The sequence below is a fragment of the Arthrobacter terricola genome (assembly GCF_004354015.1).
GTDB classification, from domain to species: Bacteria; Actinomycetota; Actinomycetes; order Actinomycetales; family Micrococcaceae; genus Arthrobacter; species Arthrobacter terricola.
This window is the reverse complement of the sequence record NZ_SMRU01000031.1, coordinates 23,310-35,998: the sequence shown is the minus strand read 5'-3', so window position 1 is coordinate 35,998 and position 12,689 is coordinate 23,310. Positions and strand designations below refer to the sequence as shown.

The 12,689-nt window shown below is 60.9% G+C and carries 9 protein-coding genes; 3 read left to right on the top strand and 6 right to left on the bottom strand.

The features are described 5' to 3' along the window. Positions 1 to 116: 116 nt before the first annotated feature. A complete protein-coding gene (locus tag E1809_RS21250) occupies positions 117 to 2,105 on the bottom strand; it encodes an ATP-binding protein (RefSeq protein ID WP_165962439.1) in 1,989 nt (662 codons plus the stop codon). Between the two features lie 193 nt (positions 2,106 to 2,298). On the opposite strand from E1809_RS21250, the gene E1809_RS28050 reads away from it, so the two are divergent. The 3 genes from E1809_RS28050 to E1809_RS21235 all read left to right on the top strand — a co-directional run bounded on the left by E1809_RS28050 (position 2,299) and on the right by E1809_RS21235 (position 4,379). Beyond that, positions 2,299 to 2,877, top strand: coding sequence for an AAA family ATPase (locus E1809_RS28050; RefSeq protein ID WP_374102713.1), 579 nt, complete (start codon positions 2,299 to 2,301; stop codon positions 2,875 to 2,877). Then, positions 2,874 to 3,326: a hypothetical protein gene (locus E1809_RS21240; RefSeq protein ID WP_133206237.1), complete on the top strand. Its 453-nt coding sequence runs from the start codon at positions 2,874 to 2,876 to the stop codon at positions 3,324 to 3,326. The genes E1809_RS28050 and E1809_RS21240 overlap by 4 nt, the downstream gene beginning before the upstream one ends. A 300-nt stretch (positions 3,327 to 3,626) precedes the next feature. Further along, positions 3,627 to 4,379 carry a hypothetical protein gene (locus E1809_RS21235; protein WP_165962438.1) on the top strand — a complete coding sequence of 251 codons (753 nt, stop codon included), beginning with the start codon at positions 3,627 to 3,629 and terminating at the stop codon, positions 4,377 to 4,379. Between the two features lie 254 nt (positions 4,380 to 4,633). On the opposite strand, the gene E1809_RS27180 is transcribed toward E1809_RS21235, so the two are convergent. The 5 genes from E1809_RS27180 to E1809_RS21210 all read right to left on the bottom strand — a co-directional run bounded on the left by E1809_RS27180 (position 4,634) and on the right by E1809_RS21210 (position 12,664). Further along, on the bottom strand, positions 4,634 to 4,993 hold the full coding sequence (locus tag E1809_RS27180; RefSeq protein WP_133206235.1) for a hypothetical protein: 360 nt from the start codon (positions 4,991 to 4,993) through the stop codon (positions 4,634 to 4,636). A 160-nt stretch (positions 4,994 to 5,153) separates the two neighbouring features. Then, entirely contained in the window at positions 5,154 to 5,891 is a 738-nt protein-coding gene (locus E1809_RS21225) for a M48 family metallopeptidase (protein WP_133206234.1), read from the bottom strand. After that, on the bottom strand, positions 5,878 to 8,979 hold the full coding sequence (locus E1809_RS21220; protein ID WP_133206233.1) for a type I restriction endonuclease subunit R: 3,102 nt from the start codon (positions 8,977 to 8,979) through the stop codon (positions 5,878 to 5,880). Before E1809_RS21220 ends, E1809_RS21225 begins: the two co-directional genes overlap by 14 nt. After that, a complete protein-coding gene (locus E1809_RS21215; protein WP_133206232.1) occupies positions 8,976 to 10,220 on the bottom strand; it encodes a restriction endonuclease subunit S in 1,245 nt (414 codons plus the stop codon). Before E1809_RS21215 ends, E1809_RS21220 begins: the two co-directional genes overlap by 4 nt. Further along, entirely contained in the window at positions 10,217 to 12,664 is a 2,448-nt protein-coding gene (locus tag E1809_RS21210; RefSeq protein ID WP_133206231.1) for a type I restriction-modification system subunit M, read from the bottom strand. The genes E1809_RS21215 and E1809_RS21210 overlap by 4 nt, the downstream gene beginning before the upstream one ends. Between the last annotated feature and the right edge of the window lie 25 nt (positions 12,665 to 12,689).

Genomic DNA, 12,689 nt, shown 5'->3' with positions numbered 1-12,689 from the left:
TTGTGCCGCTCCTCTGCGGAGGGCCCGGTAGGTTCGGACCGGGCTTGGAGAACCCTGAGCAAGACTGCTGGCATTCAGAGCGGGTCATGGTAAGCGGCGCATCGATCAGGGTCTGATCAGATCTTAGACTTCTCTTCGATCGTTTCTTCGGCACTTGCCAGTAGCGCCTCAGGAATGACATCACCATGGTTGCGGCGGAGGTAGTCACGCGCATCATCGAGCGACGGGTCGTGCTGAAGGCTCTTCTGGAAATAGTCGAGCCGACGCCGGGCATCGTCGATAATCTGACCCCAGTCTCGCACCCAGACGCGGACCTTGGCCCCGGGTGCCTCAGGCAGGTCCGGCTCGAACACGAGGCCGCGTTCTCGGCCTCGCTGGTTCGCTTCCTGCCGGACGTCTTCGTCGATCTCACCTGTCACGAGCCAGAAGTCCCACTCGGTCGTGCTGCTCGCGTACCGCGGGTCCTTGGCCATCGCCTTGGCGTATGCCTTGATCTGTGCGAGCTCCTTCGGCCCCGCAACGACCTTCGGGGCCTTAAGTTCAACCACGAGATGCCTGTTGCGGTCGTGCTCGGTGGCGGCGACCGAGAGAAGGAGGTCAAGACGGCCGGACCTGCCGTCGAGCAGCTTTACGGGGGTTGAGTCGGTGCGCGATTCGTCCAGGATTTGGCGGTGTCGATCCAGGGCGGCCGTCAGGCCCCGCTCGCTGATCATCAGGTTGTACTGCTCGCCGAAGACCCACAGTTCGCTTTCCAGGATGCGGTGCAGATGCGCCCGTTCCCCGATCATCTTGCTGGCCTCCAGGTCGAAGACCATTAGCTCGAGCGCGCGCAGAAACTCGAGTCTGTTCGTAACATTGCTCGAGGCCTGGATCACCCGCGACAGGCTGGTGCGCCTGAGGAGGTGCTCGAGCTGCTCACGCTCGTCGGCGGGGAGGCCGACGTACTGATCCAACAGCACGGACACGTCACTCGGCCGATGCTGGATAGACTCACGCAGGAGTCCGAGCGTCAGCTTCTTCTGCTGCCTGCCGCTCGGGATGTGCCTGCGGATCGAGGTGGCGACCACGTCGAAGGTCGCGCGCTCGACCTTCTCTTCCTCCGTTGCTGGCTCGCCCTCGTAGGGGTAGACATTTCCTGCCTTCCATTCCTCCACGAGTTCGCGACGTCGTTGGGCGCGACGTGACTCGAAATGCTTTTCCAGCACTTCGTCTACTTCAGCCAGCAGTAGCCCGAGTATCGACGGCGTGGCTTCCAGGTGCGCCAACATCCACTCGTTGTGATGATGAGGCATCTCATCCCAGAGAACGTACGCGGAGTAGCGGAAGTCGGGGGCCGGTGCCTTATCCAGAGCGTCGACGGGAACACCCGCGCCGTCGCAAAGGTGGATCGCCCGTTCGTTGCCAACCTTCCACTCAATGATGCGAAGCTTGGCGTGCCGCGTGACGTCCTCGTGTGCCCACTCCAGTTCGTACGTGGTATCGAGGTCAATGCTCTCTTCGGGCCGGACCCGCGATCCGTCATAGGTGATCGAGACGTCCGGTCGAGCGATGAGGTAGGGAGCGAACGTGGCCGTGATTCGGTCACTCGCTTTGTCGCTGCTAAGACGGTCAAGTCCATCGCGCCCGGATGCCACGAACCGGGTGCCCGTACTCTCATCAGTGCTCACCGGATCTGATGTGTCGAAGTCGTTCCTGGCGTCTGCGGAGGCGCGGATGACCGACCTGAGACGCTTGCCATCCAGGCTGTCTGCGACTGTCTCCCAAACGACCTGGGTGCCGAGGGCGAATGCGCGCAGCCGGCCTTGGCCGAGGCGACCATGCAGTGGGCGCTCTTCACCCTTACTGCGTCCCGCTGCCCACTTCCACGAGTTTCCCACCCATCGGAACGCAGAGGACAGTTCTTCTGGGGCCATCCCGTGGCCGTCGTCGGTGACCTCGGCACCGATCACACCGTCTGCATCATTGCGATGAAGCGTCACCACGACATCGTGGGCGTCGGCGTCCAGGCTGTTCCACACGAGCTCGATGACCGCTTTGATCGGGTCGTTCTCGTGTGCGAGCCTCTGAACGAGGTCGTTCCCAGCCTCCAGCTGTATGCGTGCCACTGTCACATTCTGCCAGCGAGGACCGACAGCCGACCGCATTTTCGTGCCCGCTTGTCATAAACAGCACTTTCATGGCTTGTGCTTCATCCTGTGACGAGAGGTCGTAGGAGGTGATCATGGGGAAACTGTCCGCTAGCAAAATGATGCCTGCTTGGATAGATTTGCAGTTCCGTTCTTGGATTCAGGGGGAGCAATGGCCGTTGGCTCGGATGGTTATGAGGTCATTGGCGTTAGCCTCTTCGGACCACCTCCCTTGGAGCAGATCCACCTTCCGCTGGACCCGGGTCTCTTTACATTTTTTGGGCCAAATGGCGCGGGGAAATCCACGGTCCTTAACGGCGTCCGGGACGCCCTTAGGGGTCGGTGGCGGGCAAATTCACACAGCTATGTACATATCCGGCTGACAGGCCTCCCCCGAAATACTGATCCGGATCGCGTGAGCCAATTCGAGCTTTCGCTCCGGGAAGGTCTTAGTCTCGATCGCACAGAGGTCTACGGACGCACTCGCCAGAAGCTGTGGAACGGTGTGCTTGCAAGCATCTCTGACCGGGCGGAGGTAGAAATACCACCAGTCGGCGAAAGCATGGTGGTTTCTCTATCGGCCACAGGCACCGAGGACAGCCCGCGATGGAGCGTCTTCTACTGTGGATCGCTGGGCGATGAGGAGTGGTCTCGGGTAGATGCAGTCGCGGGTTGGCGCACGTCTTTGATGGATTGGGCGAGGCGGCATAAGCGACATGGGGAAGGCCCCCCGAAGGTCTCCTTGACATGATGCCTCCGGCCGTGCCTTTCCTCGAGGACAGCCCGATGTTGGAAAACGTGCCTCTGGTCGCGCCGGTGGGGAAAGAGGATCACCTGAACTTCTGGCCCAGAAACTGGCCGGTACCTCAGCTCTGGTTGGGCAGTCTGACGATAAGCCCGGTGGAAATCCTCACAGACGGGGTGTCAGCAGACTGGATCCGTGAGGCAACCGGCAGACAGTTGATCGACATGGCATCCGGTTCGAAAAGCTTCATAAACGTCGTCGACGAATTGACCGAATTCGATCCCGCGTTTGAGAAGGACGTGCAGGTCATTGAGGCACGGGCCAACGAATTCTTCTCCCTCATGGGCTACCCCCACTACCATCTTTCGTTGGATCTAAAGACTCCGAAGGCATGGTTTGTCGGGGAGACACCGTCATGGAAGGTGACCGCTGTCCACCCTTCCGACAGCGATTAAACTTTTGACCTGACTGATCTTTCGACGGCCTTGCAGCGGTGGGGCGTCGCGGCTGTTCAGTGGGCCCTGGCCGGAGTTGGCGATGGCAATAGGCCAAGGGTGTTCCTGGTCGACGAGCCCGAGCGGGGCCTCGACAGGCTTAGGGAAAAGGACTTGCCGAGAGCGCTGAATCAGTTATGTACGAAAGACTCGCGCCTCACGGTGCTCACTGCATCCCATGCTCCGGCGTTCCTCGACTTGCGAGCCAACTCGGGGATTCTGAGGACAACCCGTGTTCCGAGTTGCCCCACGTCAGTAGCCGTGATCGACTCCACGATCCAAGGAACACTTTCGAAGCTCTCTGAACAGTTTGGCATTGCCCCGGGCGACGTACTCCAGCTGACCCGGGTGTTCGTCCTGGTCGAAGGAGAACACGACGAAATCGTTCTGAACCACCTGCTCGCAGACGACCTGGGCAAAGCGTCCGCGCAGACCCTTGCGCTCCGTGGTGCGAAAGGTCTCAGGTCCGTAGTCGAGGCAAAGTTCCTATTCTCCAGCACCGAAGCCATGTTCCTGGTCGTCCTTGACGGACTCCTCATGGACGAGGTGCGACCAATCTGGGACGAGGCCCGGGGTCACGCCAATGCGGGGAACATCCGAGAAGCGCGTGGGGCCCTCGCAAAACTGAAAGGCGTTCCTGGTGGCGGTGAGTTGAAATGGCTCGAAGAACTGGGGCATGCCGCGCTCAATACCGCCAAGTTCGCCCGGATCGAGGTTCACGGCCTCAAGGAAAGAGACATTGTCATGTACCTGCCTGAGGGCTGTTTCATGGACACATCCAAGACATGGGCACAGCTGGACCAAGAATACGAAGCGTACTGCCGACCACTTCATCTTGCTGAGCGTCGGAACTTCAAGGAATGGCTGCGCGATTTCCGCGGCGCACACTTCGGGCGAGATGACATCGTTAACGCGGTGCACGCGGCCTCCCCGAGCACGGAAATCCAGCAGCTCGGGATCAACCTGCAGACGTTGGCACGATTCGGCAGGGCTGATGCCTTGGAGATCCTATGAGTCGGAACAACGGGCCCGAGCTCATCGAGGCGGCCGCGTAGTCCGCGGCAGTTCTCGCGGTTTTCCACATAGGCCACGACTCTCATATCCGCTGCCCGCTACTGATGCTGGACTGGATCCATGCTCAGTTACGAAGACACCAGCCTGCTCGACGAGGAGCCGGTCCTGGTCATCCAGGAGTACAAAGATGGCAGCTGCTGGTCCGGCCAGAACTGGGATGGATCCGCGTCGGTAGAGGTCCCAATCCGTCGCGCTCAGCTTTCCGGCCAAATGGCCTTTTCTCCCATCAGCTTGAGGAACGTAGCATATTCCTCGACGGTCAGCTCGCTACGGACGGCGGCACCCGCGACCGCGTCTCTCCTCGACCAATGGAACGGCGGACCCTCCTCTCGCTGGAAAGCATAGATTGTCATGTCGAGGCCTGCGAGCGTTCCTACAAGGCTCGGATTCTGGGTTGTTCTTGCTTGCGAAATCGCAAGACTGATCTTGTCCCACTCCAGGTCGCAAACCTTCGGGGATTGTGGAACCACAGCGAGCCCGTGGGAACGGCCGCGCGGGAAGTGGCGTCCAAGCATCACAGTCAGCGGCGGTTCGCCACCGGCCATGCGGTTCAAGCAGTATCGCTGTTCTGCGGCCTCCTCGGCTTGTTCTTCGAGGGCGTAGGGGTGGGCGCTGCGGGCCGCGAAGGAGGTTGCTTAGCGGGCCGGAACACGAGCATGACCTGATGAAACGTTCGTCAGCACCTGCACCAGGCCCTGCGGCTGCTCCGTTTCATCACGGCCGCTCGCATTCTCCCCACTCCTCATGCCCGAGCGGGGCTTCGTTCAGCTCGTCCCGACGTGCCCGCCAGTCGGGAAGGGCATGGTCCATCATGGCCACGAACTTCTCGCCGTGGCCACGCTGCAGGAGGTGCACGAGCTCGTGGACGACGATGTACTCCAGGCATCGCCGCTCCTTCTTCGCCAACTCCGGGTTGAGCCAGATCGTCCGTGACGTAGCGACGCAGGTGCCCCACTTGGTCTTCATCCGGCGCACGACGAATTTGTCAGCATCGACCCCGAGGATCGGCTGCCACTTCTCCAGTAGCGCGGGCACGGCGGCCTTCAGCTCACGCCGGTACCAACGATCCAGTGCCCCGAACCGCCCGGCGGCGTCGGTTCCGGATGGAGTGATCACCCAGAGCGTGTTGCCCTTGATCTCGACACCGTACGCACCGCTCGACTTGGAGACGTCGAGGAGATACCGCTGGCCCCACACGAAGTGCGTCTCCCCCGAGACCATCCTGCGCTCAGTCTGCCTGTCTGCATTCTGGAGCTGCTCCCGCTTACGCTTGATCCACGAGAGCCGCTGCACGACCGCCAGCCGGATAGCGTCTTCAGTGGTCCGCTGCGGTGCGGCGACTCGCACCCGCCCCACCGGCGGGTAGACCGAGATGTGCAGGTTCTTGATGTTTTTGTAGACGACGTCGACGCCAAGGCCAGCGACGGTGAGATAGGCGTTAACGGTACTCATCGTTGTTCTTCAACAGTTCGATGAACTCCGCCAGTGATTCCTCCTCGACACTTGGGAGTTCCTTGCGCAGCTCACGGGCGAGCGCGCGCTCCTTCATCCTGCCGGCACTGGCGTCGGCCCATCCGTGTTCCTTGCTCGATTGGATTCGGTGATGCAGTGCTTCGTGGTCGACGACCAGATCTACTGGACGCCACCCGAAGTCCATAATCGCCCGACGCGCTGGTGTGCTCGCCCATTCCGGGTAGGCCTTGCCGTCTGCTGCCTCCCGGGTGCCGACCTTCTTCGTCAGCTCGATGAGTTTGCGGAGGTAGTCCGCGTAGTCCTCGGCGTCTTCCTTCTGCTTCTCGATGAGTGCGTCGAGGAGTTCGGACATGTGCTCGTAGTAGCGCGGGTTCATCGCGTGCTCGTCGACGATGGTCTTGCGGACGTTGTTGATGATCGTCTCGGCTGTGGCTGCGCTGCTGCCCCTAATTCCAGATGGCAGCGTGTCGATCGCGTCGGACCCGCGTTCGACGATCAACTGGACCAGCGTCTTCTCCAGGTCGGCGACCTGTTCGACAGGTTTGGCGTTGATGTAGTTGTCGAGCAGTTGGCGCATCCCTGCCTCATACTGCTTCATGTCGATGTTCTCGCCGGCTCCGGCCTCGACCTCGCTCTTGACGGCGGCGTAGTGGGCGACCTCGTCCTTGATCGACGCCATCTCGGCCGCCGTGTAGCCGGCGGCTTCCATGTCGCTAGCGACGGCTCCGAAGGCGCGTACGAGGGTGGCAACGGACTTGTACAGCAGGACGCGTTTGGGTTCGTTGTCCTTGATCTGGTCGGCATCGCCGGGCGTAGACGCAACGAAATAGTGCTGGAATTCGAGAGTGCCTTTGGGCGGGGCGACCGGCTCGCACAGAGCCCGGACGGCGTCGAGAGCCTCCTCGAGATCTTTGCGGTCCTGCTCATTGCGGTCGCTGATCAGTCCGTCAACGTCATCGGCCGCGTACTCGCCGAAGGCTTCGGAGGTGTAGTCGGTGACGGTCTTGTCGAGCGATTTGAACAGGTCACGGTAGTCGACGATGTACCCGTAGGTCTTATCGTCGCCGTCGAGACGGTTGACGCGGCAGATCGCCTGGAAGAGGCCGTGGTCGCGCATTCTCTTGTCGATGTACAGGTACGTCGCACTCGGCGCGTCGAAACCGGTCAGGAGTTTGTCGACCACGATGAGCAGCCGCATCTGGCCGGGCTCGTTGACGAACTTCTTCTTGGCATCGGTCTCGAACTCTTCGACCCGGCCGATGGCCTTGTCGGGGTGCTCGCCGAAGTAGTCGGCGAGCATCTGCCGGTAGATCTCGTACTTGCGGAGCTCTTCCGTGTCGCCCTCGCCCGCGTCTTCCTTGGAGATCGCGGTCGGGTTGGGCTTGTAGCTGGTGACGATTGCGACCTTGCCCCTGAAGCCGCTCTTCACGAAGGCCTCGTAGAATGTGCAGGCCTGATAGACCGAGTCGCTCACCAACATCGCGTTGCCCCGGCCGCTGACCAACCGCGGCTGGGTCTCCATGTCCATGAGGATGTCCTGGACAATCTGCGCCGAGCGGGGTGCAGAGGAGAAGACCTTCTGGATCGTGCCCCACTTCTGCTTCAGCCGGGCCTTCGACAGGTCGGTGAGGTTGCGGGTCTTGGCGTCGAACCACTTGTCGACCGCCGCGGATCCCTGGAGCTCCTGCTCGACCTTGCGGGCCTCGTACATCAGGTCGAGTACGACACCGTCACGGACGGCCTCGTCGAACTTGTAGGTGTGGATGAACGACCCGAACGTCTCGATGCTGGTCTTCTTGTCGTTCTTCAGCAACGGCGTGCCGGTGAATCCGATGAACATCGCCCCCGGCAGCAGGTCTTTCATGATGCGGTGCATCTTGCCACTCTGCGTGCGGTGGGCCTCGTCGACGAACACGAAGATGTTGCCTTTTGCCCTGAAACCCTCAGGGATCTTCGTCTTGAGGTCCTTCGCGAAGTCCTCGGCGTCCTTGTCCCGGGCCTCTTCGTCGGTGCCGCGGAACTTGTGCACCAGAGAGCACATGAGCCGCGGGTTCGAGGTGTTGAGCATCGCGAGCATGTCCGCACCCGACTGGGTGCGGACGATCTTCTCCCCGACCCCGGAAAAGCCGCCCTCGATCTGCTCGTCCAGCTCAGTGCGGTCGGTGATCACGAGGACGCGGGCATCATGCTGGGTCTCCAGGATCCACTTGGCCAGCCACACCATCGTCAGGCTCTTGCCCGACCCCTGGGTGTGCCATATGATGCCGCCCTCGCGCTTGGCGATGCGGGCCTGAGAGGCCTTGACGCCGAAGTACTGGTTGTGGCGCGGGGACTTCTTCACGCCCGCGTCGTAGACGATGAAATCGTGGATGATCTCCAGGAAGCGCTCTTTGGAGCACATCTGGGTGATCGCGAGGTCGAGGGCAGCGTTTTCACCTGCTTCCTTCCACCGCAGCCAGTACTTCTCCGGGGTCTCGATCACCCCGTAGTGCAGCCCCTCGACATCGTTGCCCGCGAACAGCAGCTGAACAGTTGTGAAGAACGGGCGGACAAAGTCGTGGCGCTGGTTGCCGATGTTCTGACGGATGCCGCTGGCGACGCTCACCGTCGAGCGCTTCAACTCCACCACACCGAGCGCGATCCCGTTCACATAGAGGACGAGGTCGGGTCGCTTCGTGTGCTGGCCCTTGACCGTGACTTCTTCGGCCACGACGAAGTCGTTTAACGCCGGGTTGGTCCAGTCGATCAGGTGGACTGACCGGGTGGTCTGGTCGACATCGGTCTTGACCTTCGCGCCGTATCGGAGCAGCTCATAGACTTTGCGGTTCTGGTCGTACAACGAAGAGCCGCCACCGAACGCTGCGGCGGTCAGGAGCTGATGTACCGTTCGAGAGACCAGAGCCTCGTCGTATCCACGACCGAGCAGGTAAGCGCGTAGCTTGGCTTCATCGACGTTGCGGTTGTCGCGATCCTTCAGGTTCCCGCCATAGCCGTACCCGAGCTTGTGCTGGAAGAGCTCGACGACCCGGCGTTGTGTCTCACGCTCTTTCTGACCGACCGCGCTCATGCCTCCTCCTTCACTGGAAGGCGGGTACGCCCCGTCAACAGCTCCTGCATCATCCCGACCTTCACAGCACGGGCGGAGTCCAGCCCACGCTCCAATGCCTCGATTTCGGCGTCCGCAACCTGCAAGACCTCGGCAATGGCACGCTGCTCATCAATATCAGGAAGTGGGAATCGAAGCGCCGATAGTGCACCCGCACTGATGTGCACTACTGCATCGCCCTGTCCACGACTCGCCTTCTGCGCGGCCAACGATGGAGTGTTTAGGAGCGACGCAACGAAAATTGGATCGAAACCGGTCCCTCGCAAAACGATGATGTCTCCACCGGCCACCGCAGCAGGCTCGCCTACATAGGCAACAGTCATGCCAATCTCAGCCTTAGTCTCACCGGAACCCGCGAAAAGCAGGTCTCCTGCCCTGATCGGCAGCGCCGACATAGCCACGTCAGGATCTACGAACGAAACGGTTTCGCGAGCATAGTTGTGATATGCCGTGTACAGCTCACCGTACCGAATGCACGGAACACCGGAGGACCGTGTTTGGTCTCGATTGATTCCGCGTCCCTTGAAGAATCCCCCGAGTTCACCAAGTTCAACCTCGCCCCAATCGCCCGTGAAGCCGGGGAGGCGCGTGCTGCCGGTCAGGAGTTCCTGCATCATGCCATGCTTGATATCACGCTTCTTAGCGATGAGTCGGACGACCTTCGTAATTAGGTCGTCTGCGTCACCGAGAACTTGGGCGATCCTCTCCTGCTCAGGCTCAGGGGGGAAGGGAACCTCGATGGCCTTGATAAGCGTTGTGTTCAGATTTGGCTGTCCGTTGCCGGGTGCCACAACGTCGCGGAGGTAATCTGTTCGCGTGTTGAGGTATTGGCAGATGAACTCCCGGTTCCCAGCATGTTGGTCGATCAATGCTGCAATACCGTCATTTGCGCAGCATTGGAGATCCAATATCTTTGCGACTCCAAGGGTCGCGCCACTGTTGGCAAGTACCAATGTGTTCGGTAGCAGCGTCCGACTTCGTTTCGCTCCCTCTTCCGTCAGGCACCCTGCTGTCTCGTTGACCCGGATTTGGCTGGCCGGGATAGCTGTGAGGGAGGCGACCGTCAACCAAGGGATGAACGATCCATCGAAGTAGCGAGGGTCACCTGCTGGCCGAGGCGAGCCACCCCGAACGACGCGACCCAGGTCGCCAAGCGGCCTTGTCTGCCATCCGGTGGGCAGAGCGAATATGGCAGTTGTCATCCTTTGAATCCCATCACAGCCAGATGCGCAGTAACCTTGGCGCTCAACGCTTCTACCTCAGCCTCGAGTTCACCAACAGTCGACTCATAGCGGTTGCCAAGGACACGGAGGCGAGCGATAAGTGCCTGCCCAAGCGCAGTCACCTCTGCCCCAATCTGACGGCGGATCGCGCCGCCCCACTTGTCATCAATTACCAGCAACTGGATGTCGTCCGTCGTGAGCTTCAGGTACTGGGCAAGGGCCAATTGCTCGATCTTCGCGGTAGCGTCCTTGACCGCCTTCTTCGCAGCTGCCTCCGCCTCGTAGAGCTTGATCACGTGCTGCAGCGCCTCGATCTCATCGGCTTCAGCACCCTCCCGCCTCGCCACGCGGAGGCGTGCTGCCGCAAGCGTCTTGGTGATCTTGTTGTCCTCGACCGCCTCCCAGAGCAGGCCTTCTTCGACTGCGTGTTCCTCTGTGTAACCCTCGACCGCCTGGCTAGCGGCCTCCTGTTCGAGGCTGAGACCATCGAGCTCCGCCTTCTCCTGTGAGAAGAACCGGGCGACGACGTACTCGGGCGGGATCAGGTCCATGACCCAGCGCTTCGCTGTGGTGCGGTTGCCCGTAACGATGTGGGCTTCCTCGTACTTTGGCTTGTTGTTCTTGTCCTTCCAGGTGCGAGCCAGCCGCGGCCTCGCAGAGCCGTCCCAGCCGTCGCTGACGATGAGGGCGACGTCGTCATGCATCGAGGTGTTCCAGTAACTCATCAACTGCTCGTACATGCCGTACTCGTCAATCAGCGGGCGTGGACGGAAGGCCTCCAGTAACGCCTCGGAGACGTTTTGGATCAGATCGTTGGCGCGGGTCGACGTTGTGATGTCCACGAGCAACTTGCGCTTGTCGGCCCACCAGGCGTCGACGGTATCGGCGATGCCTTTCGCGAAGGCCCCGTACTCGGGTGACTGGGTGACCTTGGCCTGTATGTCCGACTTGTTGACGGCGAACTTCGAGTAGTCCTCCCGCAGCGGCCTGAAGAGCTCGGCTCGCAGGCTCGGGAACGCATCCCAGTAGGGCTGGACAGCATCGAGGTCGCGGTCCGGGACACCACCCTGCATGTGGGCGCGGAGGTCCTGGATGTCCTCGGGCTCGGACGAGTCGATGTAGCGCGGGATGTTGAGGTTGTAGTCGTTCTTCGGATCCGCGATCTCGCTGACCGGCACCACTCGGGAGTACCCTGAGATTTCTTTTCCGCCGGTGAAGGCGTCGACGATCTTGTGCATGTCGCGCGGACGCAGCCGGTTCTTGGGGCCGTCCTTGGCGAAGCCCTTGCTCGCGTCGATCATGAAAATGCCGGTACGCGCCTGGGCATCTTCCTTATCGAGCACGATCAGGCAGGCGGGGATGCCCGTGCCGTAGAACAGGTTCGCCGGCAGACCAATGATCGCCTTGATGTAGCCGCGCTTGATCAGCTCGGTACGGATTCTCGCCTCCGAGTTTCCGCGGAACAGCACACCGTGCGGGAGGACGACGGCGCCCTTACCCTGCGGTCGCAGTGACTTGACCATGTGCAGGAGGAACGCGTAATCGCCGTTCTTGTCGGGCGGGGTGTCGAAGCCATCGAAACGGCCGAAGGAGTAGTCGAAACCGTTGGTCCAGGTCTTGTGAGAGAACGGCGGGTTGGCCACAAGGTAGTCGAACGTCTGGAGGTTGCCGTTGTAAGTGAACTTTGGGGTGGCCAGGGTATTGCCCTGGCGCAGGTCGTGAGTCTCGTTGCCGTGGAGGATCATGTTCATCCGCGCGAGTGCCCAGGTGGCGTTGTCGTTCTCCTGGCCGTAGATCGTCAAGCCGTTGGGGGCGGCGTCGGCGACTTTGATCAGCAATGACCCGGAGCCGCATGTCGGGTCGTACACGGTAGTGGACTTCGGGGTGTTTGCCGGGATCTGGAGCAGCTGCGCCATTATCCGGGAGACCTCGGCCGGGGTGTAGAACTGACCCTTGCTCTTGCCGGACTGCGTGGCGAAGTGCCGCATGAGGTACTCGTAGGCGTCGCCCAGGAGGTCGTCACCCTCGGCTTTGGAGCCGGTGAAGTCCATGTCCTGGAAGATGCCGATCAGGTTCGAGACCTTGTCCTGCAGTTCCTTGCCGGAGCCCAGTTTGGCGGGGTCGTCGAAGTTGGCGTTGTTGATGACGCCCAGCAGGTCGTTCTCTTCGGCGAGACGCCGGATGGCGACGTTAACCTTCTCGCCGACGTCGGGCTTGCCCTTGAGTGAGATCAGGTAGTCGAAGGAGCCGTCGTCGGGGACGTAGATAAGCGCCGACTTGTCTGTCTTCGCCTTGTCCGAGACATACTTCACGAACAGCAGTGTGAGGACGTAGTCCTTGTACTGGCTGGCGTCCATCGATCCGCGCAGCTCGTCGGCGCTGCTCCACAGTGAGGAGTAAAGGTCAGATTTTTTCAGCGCCACAGTTCAATCTTTCTACGTTCATGCA

What these genes read in the sequence shown, in the direction of transcription:
- E1809_RS28050 (WP_374102713.1), top strand. Translation starts at nt 2,299, where the DNA reads ATGGCCGTTGGCTCGGATGGTTATGAGGTCATTGGCGTTAGCCTCTTC.
- E1809_RS21220 (WP_133206233.1), bottom strand. Translation starts at nt 8,979, where the DNA reads ATGAGCGCGGTCGGTCAGAAAGAGCGTGAGACACAACGCCGGGTCGTC.
- E1809_RS21240 (WP_133206237.1), top strand. Translation starts at nt 2,874, where the DNA reads ATGATGCCTCCGGCCGTGCCTTTCCTCGAGGACAGCCCGATGTTGGAA.
- E1809_RS21225 (WP_133206234.1), bottom strand. Translation starts at nt 5,891, where the DNA reads ATGAGTACCGTTAACGCCTATCTCACCGTCGCTGGCCTTGGCGTCGAC.
- E1809_RS21215 (WP_133206232.1), bottom strand. Translation starts at nt 10,220, where the DNA reads ATGACAACTGCCATATTCGCTCTGCCCACCGGATGGCAGACAAGGCCG.